Annotated in this window: 16 protein-coding genes; 7 read left to right on the top strand and 9 right to left on the bottom strand. The window is 64.6% G+C overall.

Going from position 1 to position 19,601, the window contains the following annotated elements; genetic code table 11:
- Nucleotides 1-48: 48 nt before the first annotated feature.
- The 6 genes from ACVW1B_RS38365 to ACVW1B_RS38340 all read right to left on the bottom strand — a co-directional run bounded on the left by ACVW1B_RS38365 (nucleotide 49) and on the right by ACVW1B_RS38340 (nucleotide 7,042).
- Nucleotides 49-1,296: an acyl-CoA dehydrogenase gene (locus tag ACVW1B_RS38365; protein ID WP_253604930.1), complete on the bottom strand. Its 1,248-nt coding sequence runs from the start codon at nucleotides 1,294-1,296 to the stop codon at nucleotides 49-51.
- Between the two features lie 117 nt (nucleotides 1,297-1,413).
- Nucleotides 1,414-2,541: an acyl-CoA dehydrogenase family protein gene (locus ACVW1B_RS38360; protein WP_253604932.1), complete on the bottom strand. Its 1,128-nt coding sequence runs from the start codon at nucleotides 2,539-2,541 to the stop codon at nucleotides 1,414-1,416.
- 132 nt (nucleotides 2,542-2,673) lie between these two features.
- On the bottom strand, nucleotides 2,674-4,542 hold the full coding sequence (locus ACVW1B_RS38355) for an AMP-binding protein (RefSeq protein ID WP_253604934.1): 1,869 nt from the start codon (nucleotides 4,540-4,542) through the stop codon (nucleotides 2,674-2,676).
- Nucleotides 4,543-4,583: 41 nt separating this feature from the next.
- Nucleotides 4,584-5,390, bottom strand: a complete 807-nt coding sequence (locus ACVW1B_RS38350) for an enoyl-CoA hydratase/isomerase family protein (protein WP_253609820.1) — start codon at nucleotides 5,388-5,390, stop codon at nucleotides 4,584-4,586.
- Nucleotides 5,391-5,570: 180 nt separating this feature from the next.
- On the bottom strand, nucleotides 5,571-6,329 hold the full coding sequence (locus ACVW1B_RS38345; RefSeq protein ID WP_016847447.1) for an SDR family NAD(P)-dependent oxidoreductase: 759 nt from the start codon (nucleotides 6,327-6,329) through the stop codon (nucleotides 5,571-5,573).
- A gap of 47 nt (nucleotides 6,330-6,376) precedes the next feature.
- Nucleotides 6,377-7,042 carry a TetR family transcriptional regulator gene (locus ACVW1B_RS38340; protein WP_253604937.1) on the bottom strand — a complete coding sequence of 222 codons (666 nt, stop codon included), beginning with the start codon at nucleotides 7,040-7,042 and terminating at the stop codon, nucleotides 6,377-6,379.
- Nucleotides 7,043-7,217: 175 nt separating this feature from the next.
- Here ACVW1B_RS38340 and ACVW1B_RS38335 point away from each other — a divergent pair, with 175 nt between their 5' ends.
- Both ACVW1B_RS38335 and ACVW1B_RS38330 read left to right on the top strand, forming a co-directional pair.
- The gene (locus tag ACVW1B_RS38335) at nucleotides 7,218-8,390 is read left to right on the top strand and encodes an acetyl-CoA C-acetyltransferase (RefSeq protein WP_253604938.1); all 1,173 of its coding nucleotides are present in this window, start codon (nucleotides 7,218-7,220) and stop codon (nucleotides 8,388-8,390) included.
- Between the two features lie 372 nt (nucleotides 8,391-8,762).
- Nucleotides 8,763-10,307, top strand: a complete 1,545-nt coding sequence (locus tag ACVW1B_RS38330) for an acyl-CoA synthetase (RefSeq protein WP_253604940.1) — start codon at nucleotides 8,763-8,765, stop codon at nucleotides 10,305-10,307.
- A 229-nt stretch (nucleotides 10,308-10,536) separates the two neighbouring features.
- Here the strand turns inward: ACVW1B_RS38330 and ACVW1B_RS38325 are convergent, their stop codons facing one another.
- Nucleotides 10,537-11,043: a hypothetical protein gene (locus ACVW1B_RS38325; protein ID WP_253604942.1), complete on the bottom strand. Its 507-nt coding sequence runs from the start codon at nucleotides 11,041-11,043 to the stop codon at nucleotides 10,537-10,539.
- A 104-nt stretch (nucleotides 11,044-11,147) separates the two neighbouring features.
- Here ACVW1B_RS38325 and ACVW1B_RS38320 point away from each other — a divergent pair, with 104 nt between their 5' ends.
- The 4 genes from ACVW1B_RS38320 (at nucleotide 11,148) to ACVW1B_RS38305 (ending at nucleotide 15,658) form a co-directional block, all read left to right on the top strand.
- A complete protein-coding gene (locus ACVW1B_RS38320; protein WP_253604944.1) occupies nucleotides 11,148-12,302 on the top strand; it encodes an alpha/beta hydrolase in 1,155 nt (384 codons plus the stop codon).
- Between the two features lie 178 nt (nucleotides 12,303-12,480).
- The gene (gene mbfA / locus ACVW1B_RS38315) at nucleotides 12,481-13,452 is read left to right on the top strand and encodes an iron exporter MbfA (protein WP_456822843.1); all 972 of its coding nucleotides are present in this window, start codon (nucleotides 12,481-12,483) and stop codon (nucleotides 13,450-13,452) included.
- Between the two features lie 256 nt (nucleotides 13,453-13,708).
- A complete protein-coding gene (locus ACVW1B_RS38310) occupies nucleotides 13,709-15,181 on the top strand; it encodes an amidase (protein ID WP_456822842.1) in 1,473 nt (490 codons plus the stop codon).
- A gap of 123 nt (nucleotides 15,182-15,304) precedes the next feature.
- A complete protein-coding gene (locus ACVW1B_RS38305) occupies nucleotides 15,305-15,658 on the top strand; it encodes a nuclear transport factor 2 family protein (RefSeq protein ID WP_028336576.1) in 354 nt (117 codons plus the stop codon).
- Between the two features lie 105 nt (nucleotides 15,659-15,763).
- Here ACVW1B_RS38305 and ACVW1B_RS38300 read toward each other — a convergent pair whose 3' ends face one another.
- Nucleotides 15,764-16,852, bottom strand: coding sequence for a Zn-dependent alcohol dehydrogenase (locus ACVW1B_RS38300; RefSeq protein WP_018269116.1), 1,089 nt, complete (start codon nucleotides 16,850-16,852; stop codon nucleotides 15,764-15,766).
- Nucleotides 16,853-16,905: 53 nt separating this feature from the next.
- Nucleotides 16,906-18,687 carry an acyl-CoA dehydrogenase family protein gene (locus ACVW1B_RS38295; RefSeq protein ID WP_253609821.1) on the bottom strand — a complete coding sequence of 594 codons (1,782 nt, stop codon included), beginning with the start codon at nucleotides 18,685-18,687 and terminating at the stop codon, nucleotides 16,906-16,908.
- Between the two features lie 71 nt (nucleotides 18,688-18,758).
- Here ACVW1B_RS38295 and ACVW1B_RS38290 point away from each other — a divergent pair, with 71 nt between their 5' ends.
- The gene (locus ACVW1B_RS38290; RefSeq protein WP_076832562.1) at nucleotides 18,759-19,460 is read left to right on the top strand and encodes an SDR family NAD(P)-dependent oxidoreductase; all 702 of its coding nucleotides are present in this window, start codon (nucleotides 18,759-18,761) and stop codon (nucleotides 19,458-19,460) included.
- Nucleotides 19,461-19,601 lie beyond the last annotated feature (141 nt).

The raw sequence follows: 19,601 nt of genomic DNA, 5'->3' as shown, positions 1-19,601 counted from the left end.
CGGCTCGAGGTTCCGGGTTCGCCGCTTCGCGCCGCCCCGGAACGACGGTTAAGCTCTTCCCTTGGTCGGGATCTTGTTGAAGGGAACGTCCTTGTCGACCCTGATGTCGCCGGGCAGGCCCAGCACGCGTTCGGCGATGATGTTGCGCATGATCTCGTCGGTGCCACCCTCGACGCGGGTGCCCGGCGCGCGCAGCAGCATCGCCTGGAATTTGCCGGCGACCTCGGCATCCTCAATCCCGTTCAGCGCGCCGGCCGCGCCCTGCAGATCGAGCGCGTAGGTCGCGACGTCCTGGATCATCGAGCCGGCGACCAGCTTGCCGATCGAATTCTCCGGTCCCGGACGCTCGCCCTTCGACAGCGCCGAGATCGCGCGCATGCTGGTGTATTTCAGCCCGCTCGCCTTCACGGCCCAGTTGGCGAGCTTGGAGCGCACCGCGCGGTTCTCGATCGCGGGGCCGTCCTCCAGCATCAGGCTGGTGCAGAAGTCGAACAGCTCGGGAAAGCCGGTGGCGACACCGGCGCCGATCGACATCCGCTCGTTCATCAGCGTGGTCAGCGACACGTTCCAGCCGTCATTGACATTGCCGAGCCGCTGCGAGTCCGGAATGCGCACGTCGGTGAAATAGACCTCGTTGAAGTCGGAGGCGCCGCTCGCCTGCTTGATCGGCCTGACCTCGACGCCCGGGCTCTTCATGTCCAGGAAGAACATGGTGAGGCCCTTGTGCTTGGGCACGGTCGGGTCGGTGCGGGTAAGCAAGATGCCGTAGTCGGAATAATGCGCGCCCGAGGTCCAGATCTTCTGGCCGTTGATCACCCACTCGTCACCATGCTTCTCGGCGCGGGTGCGCAGGCCGGCGACGTCGGAGCCGCCGGCCGGCTCGGAGAACAGCTGGCACCAGATCTTCTCGCCGGAGGCAAGCGGCGGCAGATATTTGCGCTTCTGCTCCTCGCCGGCGAACGCCATCATGGTCGGGCCGCACATGCCGTGGCCGATGATGAACATCGAGCTAAGGCGGCCGAACGGGCCCTCCTCCTGCTGCCAGATCACGCGCTCGATCGGCGATGAGCCGCGGCCGCCATACTCCTTCGGCCAGTGCAGGCAGGCCCAGCCGGCATCGGCCTTCTTCTTCTGCCAGGCCTTCGCGACCTCGAGAATGTTGGCGCCCTTGAGCGCAACACGGCCGAGCGAGGCCTTGCGCAGCTCGTCCTCATGTTGCTTCGGTGCATTGGCCGCGATCCAGGCTTTCGCCTCGGCGCGGAATGCGGCCTCCTGCGGGGTGTCGTCGAAATTCATGGTGGCTTTCTTTCCGTCATTCCGGGGCGATGCGCAGCATCGAACCCGGAATCTCGATTCCCAACCTCTGGATTCCGGGTTCGCGCTACGCGCGCCCCGGAATGACGAATCGTATCGTTACGCCGCGTTCTTCTTGCGCATGCGGTCGATCAGCGCGTCTTCCCAATAGGACAGGCTGCCGAGACCGAGCGCCACCGCATTGGCGCGGCGGTAGTACATGTGGCAGTCGAACTCCCAGGTGAAGCCCATGCCGCCATGCACCTGGATGTTGTTCTTGGCGCAATGCTGGAATGCCTGCGTCGCGCTGATGCGCGCGGCGGCGGCGGCTTCCGGCAATTCGCCGGCATTGGTCGAGAGCGCCCAGGCGCCGTAGTAGCAATTCGAGCGCGCCAAGGTTGCCGACACATACATATCGGCCAGCATGTGCTTGACCGCCTGGAACGAGCCGATCGGCCGGCCAAAGGCAATACGATCAAGCGCATAGTCGCGGCCCATCTCCAGCGCGCGGTCGGCGCCGCCGACCTGCTCGAACGCCGTCAACACGGCCGCGCGATCGAGCACCTGGGAGATGACGCTCCAGCCCTCGCCGGTAGCGCCGAGCGGCTCGGCCTTCGCATCCTTGAAGGTGAATTCGGCCTGGCCGCGGGTCAGGTCGATGTTGGTCAGCGACTTGATTTCGACGCCGCCGGCCTTGAGGTCGACGATGAACAGGGAGATATCGGACTCGCGTCCGCTCGAGCCGGTGCGCGCGGCGACCACGGCGAAATCGGCGATCGCGCCATCAGGCACCGGCTTCTTGACGCCGTTGAGCACGCCGCCATTGGCCGTCACCTTGATCGCCTTCGGCGACGGGTTGCCCTTGCCCTCGAACAGCGCCAGCGTGCCGATGGCTTCGCCCGCGGCGATCTTTGGCAGCCACTTCTGCTTCTGCGCGTCACTGCCTGCGATCAGGATCGCTTCGGCGGCGAGATAGACGGTGGAGGAGAACGGCACCGGCGCCAGCGCGCGGCCCATTTCCTCCGCGATCACGCAGAGCTCGAGATGGCCGGCGCCCGCACCGCCGAACTGTTCCGGGATCGCGACGCCGAGGAAGCCCATCTCGGCGAGGCCCTTCCACAGCGCCTTGTCGTAAGGCGCCTTGCCGTCGAGCACCTCGCGCACGGCCTTCGGCGGGCACTGTTCGCTGAGGAACTTCCGCGCCTCGTCGCGCATCTGCTTCTGTTCGTCGGAGAAATCGAAATTCATGGCGCTTACCTTTTTCTTGCTGTCATTCCGGGGCGATGCGCAGCATCGAACCCGGAATCTCGACGTAAGGAACCTCTGGATTCCGGGTTCACGCTTCGCGCGCCCCGGAATGACGCGTTTGCTTTCGTAGGATCAGTTCAAGATGATCACGTCGTCGCCGGGCTTGCCGGCATACAGCTTCTCGACCAGTGCGGCGCGGCGTTCGAGGCCGGCGCGCTGGTTGATGTAGCCCTTGTCGGTGAGCTCGTTGCCGTCGATCGACGGCGGCTCGACCATCAGCATCGCACGCGCGATACGCATGCTGCTGCCGGTGGTGGACGCATTGTGCGCCTGCAAACCCTTCTTCAGGCAGGCAAGCACTTCGGGATGCCGGATCACGTCCTCGTAGCTGGCATCGGCATTGCCGACGAGCTGGCGGCAGGCGTGCAGGTTCGGCCAGCACAGCAGGCTGATGAACTCACGGTCCTGCCCCGCAACCAGCGCGTCATGCACGACCGGCGTCGCGGCTGATATCGCATCGGTGCGCAGCGAGCCGACATGCACGAACGTGCCGGTGGTCAGCTTGAAATCTTCGACCACCCGGCCGGCAAAGATGATGCCTTGCAGCGGATCTTCGGGATCGACGAACACGCCGGCATCGCCGATGCAGTAGAAGCCTTCCTCGTCGAACATCTTGGCCGTGAGGTCCGCCTGGCCGAAATAGCCTGGCGTGACGTTGACGCCGCGCAGCCGCAATTCATATTTCGAGCCGCACGGCACCATCTTCAGCTCGACGCCGGGGAACGGCAGACCGATCAGGCCGACGCGCTCGGTATCCCAATAGGTGCCGGTCGAGGTCGGCGCGGTCTCGGTCGAGCCCCAGCCGGTGTAGAACACGATGCGCTCGCCCGTGGTCTTCACCGCCAGCGCCTGCATGCGGTCATAGAGATCGTCGGGCAGCCGCGCGCCGCCATAGGCCATGATCGAGAGGTTCTTGAAGAAGCTCGCGCACAGCGCCTCGTCCTTCTCCATCGCGGCGGCGAGCGCGGCATAGCCGGCCGGCACGTTGGCGTAATAGGTCGGCGACACCTCGCGCAGGTTCCTGATGGTCTCCTCGAGCTGGCCCGGCATCGGCCGGCCGTCGTCGATATAGAGCGTGCCGCCGTCGACCAGCACCGGATTGAACGCGGCGTTGCCGCCCATGGTGTGATTCCACGGCATCCAGTCGAGCACCGTCGCGATCGGTCCCTCCGTTTCACGCGGGCGCACCTGCATCATCATCGCCGCGTTGGCACACATCATCTCCTGGGTGTTGATGACGGCCTTGGGCATGCCGGTCGAGCCCGAGGTGAACAGCAGCTTGCCGACGGTCTTGGGCGTGATCTTCGCGATGGACTCGCCGACCGCAGCCGTCACCGGCGTTGCCGCGAGGTCGGCAAAGGCCGCGCTCCTGATGCCCTCGCAGGGACGCAGGACGTGGACGACCGTGATGCCGGTGAGATCGATCGCTTTGAGCGCCTTCTCGAAAGTCGGGCCGTCCTGCACCATCACGACGGCCGGCTTGATCAGGTTGAACAGGTATTTGAGCTTGAGATGATCCTGGCTCATCAGCGAATAGGCCGGCGACACCGGCGCGGCCGGCAGCCGCGCCTGCATCGCGGCCTGCGTCATCAGCGCGTGCTCGATAGAATTGCCCGAGAGGATCGCGACGGGCCGGCCGTCGCCAACGCCAAGATCGAGCAGGCCTTGCGTCAGCGCATCGACGGTGCGCTTGGCTTCACCATAGGAGACCTTGCGCCATTGCCGGTCGGGACCACCGCGTTGCGCGAGCCAGATCCGCTCCGGCGCCTGCGCCGCCCATTTGGCGAGATAGGCCGGAATATGCGTCTCGTAGGCCTGGAGCGGAATCCGCGACTTCAGGACGACGGTGCCGTCACCGCGCCGCTCGACCGCGATGTCACGTGCGAGCCAATCTACCTTGCGAAAGGCAGGTTTCGTCAGCATCGCCGCGTCTCCTTCCATTTTGCGTCTCCCGGAATTCTTGTCCTTTTGAGGATCTGTTCTCAGCGCCTGATATAGACAGGCTTTCGTTTCTCGAGAAAGGCCCTGATGCCTTCCTGGAAATCTTCCGAGCGGCTGCACAGCACCTGATTGCGATCTTCCATCGCGATCACGGCCTCGATCGAGCCGGCATCGACGCTCATGTTGATGCATTCCTTCGAGAGGCGGAGACCGACCGGCGAGGCCGTCATCATTGCCTCGACATAAGGATTGGCCGCCGCATCAAGATCGGTGGCCTCGACCACCTCGGACACCAGGCCGACCGCAAGCGCGCGGTCGGCATGGATGAAGCGCCCGGTGAGGATCAATTCGGAAGCAACCGACACGCCGACGAGGCGCGGCAGGAAATAGCTGGTGCCGATATCGCAGCCGCCGAGACCGAGCTTGATGAAGGCGCAATTCATCCGCGCGTTCTTCGCCGCGATGCGGATGTCGGCGGCAAGCGCCAACGCGAAGCCACCGCCGGCGGCCGCGCCCTGCACCAGCGCGATGATCGGCTGCGGAGCGCGCCGCATCAACATCACGATGTCGGCGATGCGCCGCTGCGAGTCCAGCGACTCCGTGACGCCGGGCGGCTCGGTCTGTCCACCACGGCGCGCCATCGCGTGCTTGAGATCGAGCCCGGCGCAGAAATTCGCACCGGCGCCCTTCAGCACCACGACGCGGGTGTCGCGATTGCGCTGCAGGCCCTGGAAATAGACGTTGAGCGCGTCGATCAGCGAAGGGGCGAGTGCGTTGAGGCTCTCGGGGCGATTGAGCGTGACCCAATCGACCCCGTCGTGATGTTCGATCAGCAGCGGCTGAGACACGCGCATGGTCCTCCCGACCGTCGTCCCGGCCAAGCGAAGCGCGAGCCGGGACCCATAACCACAGGCTTTTGTTGTTTTGCGCGGTGTCTGCCAGCTTGCCTGTTACAGACGCCGCGGAGTATGGGTCCCGGCTCCAGCGCGCAATTGCGCGCAAGGCCGGGACGACAGCGGAATTCGCCGTTAGCGCGGCGCCATGCGGATGGCGCCGTCGAGGCGGATGGTTTCGCCGTTGAGCATCGGGTTCTCGACGATGTGGACCGCGAGATTGCCGTATTCCGAGGCATCGCCGAGGCGGGCCGGATGCGGCACCTGGGCGCCGAGGCTCTTACGCGCTTCCTCGTTCAGACCCATCAACAGCGGCGTCAGGAACAGGCCCGGCGCGATGGTGTTGACGCGGATCTTCAGGCTGGCGAGGTCGCGCGCGGCCGGCAGCGTGAGGCCGACGACGCCACCCTTCGAGGCGGAATAGGCGATCTGGCCGATCTGGCCTTCATAGGCTGCGACCGACGCGGTGTTGATCGCGACGCCGCGCTCCTCGCCGATCGGGGCCTCGGTCGCCAGCCGCTCGGCGAACAGGCGCAGCACGTTGAAGGTGCCGATCAAATTGACGTTGATGATGCGGACGAACTTTGCCAGCGGATAGACGCCGTCCTTGCCGACGATGCGCTGCGAGCCGCCGATGCCGGCGCAGTTCATCAGCACGCGCGCGATGCCGTGCGCGGCCTCGGCCTTGGCGATAGCAGCCTTGATGGCGTCCTCGTCGGTGACGTCGGCATGCAGCGCGACGCCCTTCACCTCGGCGGCGACTTTCTCAGCGTTTTCCTTGTTCTGGTCGATCACGCCGATCTTGGCGCCCTTGGCGGCCATGGCGCGCGCGGTTGCGGCACCAAGGCCGGAGCCACCGCCGGTGATGAGAACGGCAACGTCTTTCAACTGCATGGATACAACCTTTCCTTGGGCGTTTCTTCTCTAGACTTCGAACTTTGTTATCCGGCGGCGACTGCTGCCGTTTCCTTATCGGGATTGAGCACGCCGCCGAAGATCAAGGCTTCCATGTGCTTGATGTAATCGCGGCAGACCTCGTCGGTGATCGGGCCGACGCCGACCGCGCGCGACATCGCGTGACGGCCGAAGAACAGATGATCGCAGGCGCCGATCAGGCTGGTGTAGAACAACACCGGATCGATCTTGCGGAATTCGCCGGCCTTGATCCCTTCTGCGAGCAGCCGGCGGTGAAAATCCAAAAGCGGCGCGACGAAGAATTTCGACACCTCGTTCGCGGCGGCAGGCGAGCTCTCGTGCAGGAGATAATGGATCAGCCGGTTCATATAGGGGAACTGGTGATAGGCGCGGATGATGCCGCCGATATGCAGCCGCAATTTCGCGGACGGCGTGATCGGCTGGCTGATGAGATATTCGAGTTGCGATATCTCGGTGGCGGCGTCGCGCGCCAGCAGCGCCAGCAACAGCCCGTCCTTGTTGCCGAAATGATATTTCACCAGCGCGGCGTTGACGCCCGACTTCTGCGCGATGTCGGACAACGAGACCTCGATCGAGGCGCGCTCGATCATCAGCTCACTGGCCGCAACCAAAAGCTTGTCGGCGGTGGCATTTTTGCCGGCCGGAAGTTTCGTCGGTACGCTGGTATTCAACTGCGCTCTGGTCCCGCTCTGTGTCAGGGGGTCGACGGTAAATCGAGGCCGCACATAAGCCCATGGCGGGGCCGCACTCAAGAGTTAATTGATTGATTGACTAAATGCTGAGCCACCCCTTAAATCCGGCCCAACTTTCAGACCGCCCAATCCGGAAACATCAGGGAGATCAGACATGGCCGAGGCATATATCGTCGCCGCCGCTCGCACCGCGGGCGGCCGCAAGGGAGGGCGTCTCGCCGGCTGGCATCCGGCCGATCTGGCCGCGACCGTGCTCGATGCGCTGGTCGAGCGCACCGGCGCCGACCCCGCGCAGGTCGAGGACGTGATCATGGGCTGCGTGATGCAGACCGGCGAGCAGTCCACCAACATCGCGCGCAACGCGGTGATGGCCTCGAAGCTGCCGGAGAGCGTGCCGGCGACCTCGATCGACCGCCAGTGCGGTTCCTCGCAGCAGGCGCTGCACTTCGCGGCGCAGGCGGTGATGTCTGGCACGATGGACTGCGTGATCGCCGCCGGCGTGGAATCGATGACCCGCGTGCCGATGGGCCTCGCCTCCTCGCTGCCCGCCAAGAACGGCTTCGGCCACTACAAGAGCCCGGGCATCGAGGCGAAGTATCCCAACATCGTGTTCAGCCAGTTCACCGGCGCGGAGATGATGGCCGAGAAGTACGGCCTGTCGAAGGATGAGCTCGACGAATACTCCTATAACAGCCATCAGCGCGCGATCGCAGCAACGCAGGCCGGCTATTTCAAGGACGAGATCGTGCCGGTGACAATCACCCGCGCCGACGGCTCGACCGACACCCATCACATCGACGAAGGCATCCGCTTCGACGCCAGCCTCGACGGCATCAAGGGCGTCAAGCTGATCGCCGAGAACGGCAAGCTCACCGCGGCGAGCGCCAGCCAGATCTGCGACGGCGCCTCCGGCGTCATGGTCGTCAACGAGAAGGGCCTGAAGGCGCTCGGCGTCAAGCCGATGGCGCGCATCCATCACCTCACCATGATGGGCGGCGACCCCGTGATCATGCTGGAAGCGCCGCTGCCGGCAACCCAGCGCGCGCTGCAGAAGGCCGGCATGAAGATTGACGACATTGATCTCTTCGAGGTCAACGAGGCCTTCGCCTCGGTGCCGACCGCTTGGCTGAAGACCACCGGCGCCGATCCGGCCCGGCTCAACGTCAACGGCGGCGCGATCGCGCTCGGCCATCCGCTCGGCGGCAGCGGCACCAAGCTGATGACGACGCTGCTGCATGCCCTCAAGCAGCGCAACAAGCGCTACGGCCTGCAGACCATGTGCGAAGGCGGCGGCATGGCGAATGTGACGATTGTCGAGCGGCTGTAAGAAAAGTCCGCATCAGCGGCCACAACAATGATGTCGTCCCGGCGTAGGCCGGGACCCATAACCACAGCCGTTTGTGGTTAGGCGCGGCTGGGGCCACAACTCAGTCCAACAAGAAAAATTGGTGGTTATGGGTCCCCGCGTTCGCGCTAGGGCATTTACACATCTCTTCGAGGCTAGAAAACCGACTCATCATCAAGGGGTTAGCTACTAGGCGAGAGCCGAAATCGGCGGGCGCAACCCTAGTGCAGATGAGTAAGTTCTCTGCGGTTTTCGGCCAACTCTTTGAGAAGACTCCGGAAAGACTGCGGAGGATATGTATATACGCTAGCGCGTTCGCGGGGACGACCACTATTGATGCTCCGAGGAAACACAATGACCCATCCGTCGATCCACGCGCGTACCCATCCGAACAAGATCGCCTACCAGATGGCGGGCAGCGGCAAGGCGATCACCTATCGCGAGCTCGACGAGCTTTCGAACCAGGGCGCGCATCTGTTCCGCTCGCTCGGCCTGAAGGCCGGCGACCACATCGCGCTGCTGATGGAAAACCGGCTTGCCTTCATGGAGATCTGCTGGGCCGCGCAGCGCTCGGGTCTCTATTACACGGCGATCAGCCGCTACCTGACGGAAGAGGAGATCGCCTACATCATCAAGGACTGCGGCGCGAAGGTTTTCATCACCACGCCGCAATGCGCCGACAAGGCGAAGGGCCTGATCAAGGGCGAGGCGGGCGAGCCGCTGTTCTACATGATGGACGAGCCCTCACCGGGCTTCCGCTCCTACGACAAGGAAGCCGGCGCGCAGCCGACCACGCCGGTTGCCGACGAGGTCGCCGGCTACGACATGCTGTATTCCTCCGGCACCACCGGCCGGCCAAAGGGCATCAAGAAGCAGTTCGAAGGCAACCGGATCGACGTGCCGAACCCGTTCCTGCGGATTCTCACCGCAGACATGTGCGGCATGAATGCGGACAGCATCTATTTGTCGCCGGCGCCGCTCTATCACGCCGCCCCGCTACGCTTCAACATGATGGCCACCGTGCTCGGCGGCACCTCCGTCATCATGGAGCATTTCGACGCCGAAGAATTTTTGAAGCAGGTCGAGAAGCACAAGGTGACGCAGTCGCAGCTGGTGCCGACCATGTTCGTGCGCATGCTGAAGCTGCCCGACGAAGTGCGCACACGCTACAAGGTCTCGTCGCTGAAAGGCGCGATCCACGCCGCGGCGCCCTGCCCGGTCGACGTCAAGGCCAAGATGATCGAATGGTGGGGACCGATCCTGATCGAGTATTACGCCGGCTCCGAAGGCAATGGCGTCACGGTCTCGACCTCGCAGCAATGGCTGACCCACCGCGGCACGGTCGGCCGCGCGGTGGTCGGCAAGGTCAAGATCCTCGACGAGAACGACGAGGAAGCGCCGACCGGCCAGATCGGTCAGGTCTTTTTCGCCGACGCGCCGGCGTTCTCCTATCACAACGATCCGGAGAAGACGAAGAAGGCCTACAACACCAAGGGCTGGTCGACGCTCGGCGATGTCGGCTACCTCGACGAAGAGGGCTTCCTCTATCTGACCGACCGCAAGAGCTACATGATCATCTCCGGCGGCGTGAACATCTATCCGCAGGAGACCGAGGACGTCCTGATCACGCATCCGGCGGTGTCCGACGTCGCGGTGTTCGGCGTGCCGAACGAGGAGATGGGCGAAGAGGTCAAGGCCGTGGTGCAGCCGCACGACATCACCAGGGCCGGCAAGGAGCTCGAGGCCGAGCTGATCGCGTTCTGCCGGCAGCACTTGTCGCCGATCAAATGCCCCAAGAGCATCGACTTCGAGCAAGAGCTGCCGCGTACGCCGACCGGCAAACTGGTGAAGCGCCATCTGCGCGACCGCTATTGGCCGAAGGCGGCAGCGAAGGCGTGACCGCGCTTCACCCTCCCCTGGAGGGGGAGGGTCGGTTCGCATGCAGCGAAGCGAAATGCGAAACGGGGAGGGGTCAGGTCTCTCCACGAATACCTTTCGAGTGGAGAGATCCGACCCCTCCCCGCCGCTCATTTCATTCGCGTCGACCCTCCCCTTTCAGGGGAGGGTTAAGTCACACCGCATGTCAGAGACACGCTACGCTTCGTCATGTCGCGAATCTTATGCAAACCTACAAATCCTCCGCCGGTGCGCACGCGACCGATGCCACGGCACGCAAATGCAGCTGGCCGTGCTTGCCCGATGCCGTGGTGGTCCATTGCGCATCGATCTGCTGAAAATCTTCCGACAGCTTGCCGCGATGGCTGCCGTCGGTTTCGAACGCCCCGTCGCCATCGGGCGAGCGTTCGAAGATCTCGACCTCGAGATCGGACAGCCGGACGAACATCTGCACGCCGATCTTGGTCACGTGGCGACCGACCTCATATGAACCGCAGCCGCGCGCTTCCGCGTTCTGCTCGTTCAGGGCCTGCACTTTGTCGAAGGTAATGACGACGTTCTGCACCGCGTTGTCGCCGTCCCACAGGAATTCGCCGACATAGGCGCGCGGCAGTTTCTCGGTGAGCTGCCTGATGTCGGCGGCACGCACCGCCGACATCAGCACCAGACTTGCCGCCACGATCACCACGCCGAGACGCGACATCCAGCCGGGCAGCTCTGCAATCCTCGCGTGGCGCATGCGGTATGCATCCCCTGGGCAAAATTGCTATCGTTCAATAATGACCGTCAGCATACAGCCAAATGCGCTGGTTCTGCGGCGATGCCCAACAGGTGATCTGCACAATGGAAGCCCTCCCCGACGTCCCGCTGCCCTCCACCATCCGCTCGCGTTATGTCGACGGGATCAACGGCCTGCGCATGCATGTGCTGGAAGCGGGCTTTGAAACATCCGGCCGGCCCTGCCTGTTGCTGCTGCACGGCTTTCCGGAGCTGGCGTTTTCCTGGCGCAAGGTGATGCCGAAGCTCGCCGCAGCCGGCTATCACGTGATCGCGCCGGACCAGCGCGGCTATGGCCGCACCACCGGCTGGAGCGCGGAGTATGACGGCGATCTCGCGTCGTTTCGTCTCCCCAATCTGGTGCGCGATGCGCTCGGGCTGGTCGCAGCGTTCGGCTACAAGCACGTCGATGCCGTGATCGGGCACGATTTCGGCTCGTCGGTCGCGGCGTGGTGCGCGCTGATCCGGCCCGACGTGTTCCGCGCGGTGGTGATGATGAGCGCGCCATTTTCGGGACCGCCGTCGCTGCCGTTCAACACCGCGAGCGCGCCGGCAAAGCCCGCGAGCGAAGACCCCGTGCATCGCGAGCTCGCCGCGCTGCCGCGGCCGCGCAAGCATTACCAATGGTACTATTCGACGCGTCCGGCCAATGACGACATGCATCGCGCAGCGCAGGGCGTGCACGACTTCCTGCGTGCCTATTACCACCACAAAAGCGCGGACTGGAAAGACAACAAGCCGCATCCGCTGCAATCCTGGTCGGCAGGCGAACTGGCAAAACTGCCGACCTATTACGTGATGGATTTCGCCAAGGACATGGCCGCCACCGTCGCCGAGGAGATGCCGTCGCGCGAGGCGATCACTGCCAACACATGGCTGCCGGATATCGAGCTCGCTTATTACAGCGCCGAATATCAGCGCACCGGATTCCAGGGCGGGCTGCAATGGTATCGCTGCGGCACCTCGGGGGCGTTCGTCCCGGAACTGCAGACCTGGAGCGGCCGCACGATCGACCAGCCGTCCGCCTTCATTTCCGGCAAGCAGGATTGGGGCACCTACCAGCGGCCCGGCGTGTTCGAGGCGATGCAGACGAAAGCTTGCACCAACATGATCGGCTGCCATCTGGTCGACGGCGCCGGCCATTGGGTGCAGCAGGAACAGCCCGATGAGGCGAGTCGGCTGCTGCTCACATTCCTGCGAGACGCCGGCGCGCGGCGCTAGACGCTCGTTCGGCCGTCGCGTTGCATCCCGTTGATCTCAGGCGTTTTCCTCGCTCAACCCGCGCGGCTTGCCGGCGCTGCGGCAGCGAATCCGGGCCGACCCGGATTTGACCCGGCGCCAGCGCAACCCTATAGTTTAGAACTATTCTAATTCTAAACTCCGCGAACAAGGCGTTGCCGTGAAGAACTTTGCCGATCTGACCGAGCGCGAGGTGCTGGCGGTCGCGATCGCCTCCGAGGAGGAGGACAGCCGCATCTACATGACGTTCGCGGAGGATCTCGCCGAGCGCTATCCCGACACCGCCAAGATTTTCGAGGAGATGGCCGAGGAGGAGCGCGGCCATCGCCACCGGCTGCTGGAAACCTACGAGCAGCGCTTCGGGGCGCATCTGCCGCCGATCCGGCGCGAGGACGTCAAAGGCTTCCTGCGTCGCCGCCCGATCTGGCTCACCAAGAACCTGCCGCTCGACACCATCCGCAAGGAAGTCGAGACCATGGAGCTGGAGGCCGAGCGCTTCTATGCCAAAGCGGCCGAGAGGGCCGAGGATGTCGGCGTGCGCCGGCTGCTCGGCGATCTCGCCGAGGAGGAGAAGGGCCACGAGAAGCTCGCAGTGAAGCTGACCGGCGAGATCCTCAAGCCGGACGTGCGCGCGGAGGAAGACCGCACCCGGCGGCGGATGTTCGTGCTGCAATATGTGCAGCCGGGCCTTGCCGGATTGATGGACGGCTCGGTCTCGACCCTGGCGCCGCTGTTCGCCGCCGCCTTCGCCACCCATCACAACTGGCAGACCTTCCTGGTCGGGCTTGCCGCCTCGATCGGCGCCGGCATCAGCATGGGCTTTGCCGAGGCGCTGTCCGACGACGGCTCGCTGACCGGGCGCGGCTCGCCGTGGCTGCGCGGCCTGACCTGCGGATTGATGACGACGCTCGGCGGGCTCGGCCACACCATTCCCTATCTGGTGCCAGACGCCTGGCCGAACGCATTCTGGATCGCGACCGCGATCGCCGGCATCGTTGTGTTCTTCGAATTGTGGGCGATCGCCTTCATCCGCGCGCGCTACATGGACACGCCGTTCCTGCAGGCGGTGTTCCAGATCGTGCTCGGCGGCGCAATCGTGCTCGCGGTCGGCATCCTGATCGGCGCGGCGTAGCAACGGTTCAAGTCTCCCTCTCCCCGTTCTTACGGGGAGAGGGTTGGGGTGAGGGGCAATATCCACACGTGACGCAAGTGGACGTACCTGTACCCCCTCACCCGCCGCGCAAGCGCGCGGCGACCTCTCCCCGCAAGCGGGGCGAGGTAAAGCAGAGCAATTCCGATCAAACACGGCGACAACGTTACGGCTACAGCGCTTGCGGGCGGCAGCCAAACTGCCCATCATCGCGCCAACAACAAACCGGGAGCACGCCGTGGCCAAATCGCAATACAGCTTCAAGACCGCCGTCGAATTGTCGGAGGCGCTGCGCAACAAGCAGGTCTCGGCCGGCGAGCTCGCACAAGACGCGATCGGCCGCATCGAGCGCCACGACGGCAAGGTCAACGCGGTCTGCGTGCGCGATTTCGAGCGCGGCCTCGCCGCTGCGCGCGCCGCTGACGCCGCGATCGCGCGCGGCGAGCACAGGCCGCTGCTCGGCATTCCCATGACGGTGAAGGAATCCTTCAATGTCGCCGGATTGCCGACGACCTGGGGCTTCCCGCCGCAAAAGGACTTCGTCCCGACCGAGGACGCGCTGTCGATTCAGCGGGTGAAGGACGCCGGCGGCGTGATCCTCGGCAAGACCAACGTGCCGGTCGGGCTCGCCGACTGGCAGAGCTACAACGAGATCTACGGCACCACCAACAACCCCTACGACCTCGGCCGCACGCCGGGAGGCTCCTCCGGCGAATCGTCGGCGGCGCTCGCCGCGGGCTACGGCGCGCTGTCGCTCGGCTCGGACATCGGCGGCTCGCTGCGCGTCCCGGCGTTTCATTGCGGCGTCTATGCGCACAAGCCGACCTTCGCGCTGCTGCCGTCGCGCGGCCACACCGCGCCGCCGGCGCCGCCCATCATCTATGAGCGCGACCTTGCGGTGACCGGCCCGATGGCGCGCGGCGCGGCCGACCTGTCGCTGCTGCTCGACGTGATGGCCGCTCCCGATCCGCTCGATGCCGGCAAGGCCTATCGCCTCGACCTGCCGGCGGCGCGCCACGCCAGCATGAAGGATTTCCGGATCCTCGTGATCGACACCGATCCGGTGTTGCCGACCGACAAGGCGGTTCGCGGCAGCATCGACAAGCTCGCGAGCCACCTCGACAAGGCCGGCGCGAAGATATCGCGTTCGAGCCCGCTGCTGCCGGATTTCGCGGCGTCCTCGCGGCTCTATATGCGGATGCTGCTGTCGTTCCTCGCCGCGACCTTCCCGTCGGAGGTCTATGCCGGCGCCTGCGCGGCGGCGGCCGCGCTGCCCGCCGGCGACAACAGCCTGCAGGCCGAACGGCTGCGCGGCATCGCGCTCAGCCACCGCGACTGGGTGCAGGCGACAGTCGTCCGCTCGCGGCTGCGCGCGCAATGGCGCGAGCTGTTCAAATCGTTCGACGCGGTGATCTGCCCGATCATGCCGACGCCGGCCTATCCGCACGATCATGAGCCCGACCAGGAGCAGCGGCGGATATTGATCGACGGCGAGCCTTACATCTACACCGACCAGCTCGCCTGGCCCGGCATCGCGACCCTGCCCGGCCTGCCTTCGACGGCGATCCCGACCGGCTTTGCGCCCGACGGATTGCCGGTCGGCGTGCAGATCGTCGGCCCATGGCTCGAGGACCGCACGCCGCTCAAGCTCGCCGAGCTGATCGAGCACGAATTCGGCGGCTTTGTGCCGCCGAAGATGTTCGATGATTAGGTGCTGGAAAAAACCGTCATTGCGAGGAGCGAAGCGACGAAGCAATCCATATCTCAACGAGCGGCGAGATGGATTGCTTCGCTGCGCTCGCAATGACGGACAACAAAACCAGGGAGAACGCCAATGAGCAACGATCTCGAGGAGCTGACAAAGCTCAACAAGGATTACGTCGATTCGGTTCAGAACTGCGACGTCAAGCGCTTCGACGAAATTTTGGCGCAGGACTTCTACTGCACCAATCCCGACAAGAGCCTGGTCGACCGCGCTGCCTTCCTGAAGCAGACGGCGATCCCGGTGAAGATCAAGGGCCTGAAGGCCGAGGACGTCAAAATCCGCATCCTCGGCGATTTCGCCATCATCCACGCCCAGACCAGCTACACCAACGCGGACGGAGAGCCGGCGCATGGCCGCTACACCGATTGCTGGGCGCGGCAGAATGGAAAATGGCTCGCGGTATCCGCGCACGTCGCGCGTTAGTTCGAACCGTCATTGCCGGGCTTGACCCGGCAATCCATCGCCTTCGAAAGATTCATTAGAGGATGGATGCCCGGGTCAAGCCCGGGCATGACGCGTAGCGCGGAATCAGCTATCAAACATGATCACGCTGCGCAGCGTCTTGCCGGCTTTCATGTTGGCAAAGCCCTCGTTGATCTCGGAGAGCTTCAGCTTGGCCGAGATCCAGTCTTCCAGATGCAGCTTGCCGCGCATGTAGAAGTCGACGAGGCGCGGCATGTCGACGCGAAAGTGGTTGGAACCCATCGACGAGCCCTGGATGCGGCGCTCGCGCAGGAAGTCGAAGCCGTGCAGCTCGATCTTCTGGCCGAACGGGATCATGCCGACGATGGTCGCGGTGCCGCCCGCCGCCAGCATGGCAAAGGCCTGCTCGGCGGTGTCCTTGCGGCCGAGCACCTCGAAGGAGTGCTGCACGCCGCCGCCGGTGAGCTCGCGCACCTGCTGGACCACGTCGCCGCGGGCCGGATCGACGATATCGGTGGCGCCGAGCTTGGTCGCAAGCTGCAGCTTCGCCGGATTGGTATCGATCGCGATGATGCGGCCGGCGCCGGCGATCTGCGCGCCGTTGATCGCGGCCATGCCGACGCCGCCGCAGCCGATCACCGCCACCGTCTCGCCGGCGGTCACCTTCGCGGTGTTGACCACCGCGCCATAGCCGGTGATGACGCCGCAGCCGATCAGCGCGGCGAGATCGAGCGGCATCTCCTTCTTGATCTTCACGATGGCGTTCTCGTGCACCAGCATCTGCTCGGCGAACGACGACAGATTGAGGAACTGGTTGAGCTTCTCCTTCCTGCCCCATGACAGGCGGTTGGAGGCGCCGGGCAGCATCTTCACCGTGGTGTCGGTGCACAGCACGGTGCGGCCGGTGGTGCAGTTGTCGCAGGTGCCGCAGAACACCGACAGGCAGGTGACGACGTGATCGCCGGGCTTCACGTAATTGACGTCGGAGCCGACCTTCTCGACCACGCCGGCCGATTCATGGCCGAGCACCGCCGGCAACGGATGCGGATAGAGGCCTTCCATGAAGTGCAGATCGGAATGGCAGAGGCCCGCGACCGCGGTGCGGATCAAGACCTCGCGCGGCCCCGGATTGGGCACGCTGACATCCTCGATCACCAGCGGCTGATTGACTTCATGCAGGACGGCGGCCTTCATCGGGGTCTCCCTTGACGTTTTTGATTGTTTGAAAAGTTCGCTCGCGCAGCAGCCTACGCTGCGTCAAGCAATTCGCCAACCTCGGCCATGCCGACCGCGCGATCGCCGAGCAGATGCTCGGTCATCCTGCGCTGAACGGTATTTTCCGTTAGCCGGAACGGATCGCCCGGCAACACGCGATGATCGACCACCATCCGCGACAGCAACAGCCGCCGCGCATCGCCGCGCATCTCGTGGATGCGTCCGCCCTCCCACGCCAGCGCGACCGCGCTTGCGACATGGTAGATTAGGCTGGTGGCGCGTCGCGCATCGCCCTCATTGTCGATGCGGCCGGCCACCTCGCGCGCAAACGCGACCGCGCGGTCGCTGAGGTCGCGCAGCCGGTTGCGCCAGGCCTGCGGCACATTCGGGCTGTCATCGAGCCGCGCATGCAGATCCGAGGCGAGCGCATTGTCGGCGCCATGACGTCCGACCGCGCGCTTCAGCGCATCGATCGCGACGATATTGCCGGTGCCCTCCCAGATCGAGCCGAGATGCGCGTCGCGCAGCAGCCGCGGCGTGACGAATTCCTCAATGTAGCCGATGCCGCCGCGCATCTCCATCGCATCGCCGCAGACCTTTCGGGCGTCGCGAGTGGCGCGGAATTTCAGCGTCGGCGTCAGGATGCGGAGCAGCGCCGCGGCGTCCTGGCTGCCGGCCTCGGCGCGGTCGAGCGCGTCAGCGGTCAAAAAGCTCATCGACAGCGCCTGCTCGGTCGGCAGCATGATCTTCATCAACTGCCGCCGCGCTAGCGGCAGGTCGATGATGCGCTGGCCGAACACCACGCGGCCCTTCGCTACGGTGATAGCGTCGTGCCAGGCGCGGCGCATCAGCGCGGTCGATTTCACGCCGTTGGAGAGCCGCGACGAATTCACCATCTCGGCCATCTGCACGAAGCCGCGGTCGAGCTTGCCGACGGCGTAGGCGATCGCGCCGTCGAACTTGATCTCGCCCGAGGCCATCGAGCGGGTGCCGAGCTTGTCCTTCAACCGCACGATCCGGTAATGGTTCTGCGAACCGTCGTCGAGGAAACGCGGCATCAGGAACAGGCCGACGCCGCGGGTGCCCGGCCCGGCGCCTTCCGGCCGCGCCAGCAGCATCACCACCTTGGCATCGGCGTTCGAGCAGAACCACTTCTCGCCATAGAGCCGCCAGTGATCGCCCTCCTGCACGGCGCGCGTGGTCAGCGTGCCGACATCGGAGCCGCCCTCCTTCTCGGTCATGAACTGGCCGCCCTGCGTCAGCTTGCTCATGTCGGTCTGGGTCAGGCCGTCGAGATATTTCGCCTTCAATGCCTCGCTGCCGAAATTCGCCAGCAGCTTTGCACAGCCGTCGGTGACGTTGATCGGGCAGCCCATGCCGAATTCGGTCTGGTTGAACAGGAAGGTGAAGGCGTGCTTGGCCACGACGGGGTATTTGTCGGGCCAACCCATGATGCCCTTGCGGAGCGACAGCGCGTGAATGCCGAACTCGCCGAACGCGGCCTTCTCGATCTCGCGATAGGCCGGATGATATTCGATGTGCTGCACGTCGCGGCCGAACTTGTCGCGCTGGTGCAACACCGGCGTATGCCGGTCGGCAAGCCGCGCGCATTCGTCGAGATAGCCGCCGGCCAATGCACCGAGGCGGTCGAGATGCGGCTCGATATGGCGGAACAATGCATCGGGCAGATGCAGCTTCAGAAGGTCGGTCAGCGCCGGATCGGCCCGGTAGAAATTCATTCCCGTCGTGTCGGGCGCCAGCAGGCCCGGCTGGCTGGCGGCTGACGTTTTCGGATCCTGCTTGTGCGGCTGCATTGAATTCCCGGCTTCGGTGCTCATTTGTTTGGGCACGACTATCCTCCTCCGGCCGAGCAAAGGAAAGCCCAATGGATATTCCAAAATACAAGATCGCCCTGATCGTCGGCGCCGGCGAGGGCCTGAGCGCCTCGTTGACGCGGCTATTTTCGCGGGAGGGAATTCGCGTGGCACTCGGCGCCCGCAGCATCGAGAAGCTCGGCGCGCTCTGCACCGAAACCGGCGCGCGGGCCTATGCTTGCGACGCCACCAAGGCCGAGGATGTCGAACGTCTTTTTGGTCTGGTCGAGCGCGAGATTGGAACGCCTGATCTCGTGGTCTACAACGCCTCCGGCCGCTCGCGCGGGCCCTTCGTTGAACTGGTCCCTTCAGAGGTCGAGCAGGCGATCGCGGTCTCGGCGTTCGGCGGATTCCTGGTGGCGCAGGAGGCGGCGAAGCGCATGCTGCCCAACAAGAAGGGCGCAATCCTGTTCACCGGCGCCTCCGCCAGCGTGAAGGGCTATGCGCAATCGGCGCCGTTCGCGATGGGCAAGTTCGCCTTGCGCGGCCTCGCGCAGAGCATGGCGCGCGAACTGTCGCCGCAGGGTATTCACGTCGCGCATTTCGTGATCGACGGCGGCATCCGCAGCGCTGCGCGCGCCGAGCCCGCCGACCGGCCGGACTCGATGCTCGATCCCGACGCGATTGCACTGAGCTACTGGAACGTGCTGCAACAGCCGCGCAGCGCCTGGACCTGGGAGCTGGAATTGCGGCCTTGGGTTGAGAAGTTTTGAGATGACGAAGATCATGTAAGCAGCGTAGGCTGGACGAAACGCCAACGTGATCAAGATCGCGAGCAAGCTGTGAGGCGGTGCGCACGAGGCTTGGCGCCTTTTGCTCACCGCGTGAAGTAACTTTCACCGTCATTCCGGGAT

It is taken from the genome of Bradyrhizobium sp. USDA 4502, from assembly GCF_054063355.1.
The sequence above is the reverse complement of the archived record's forward strand: the minus strand, read 5'-3'. Positions and strand labels throughout refer to the sequence as shown.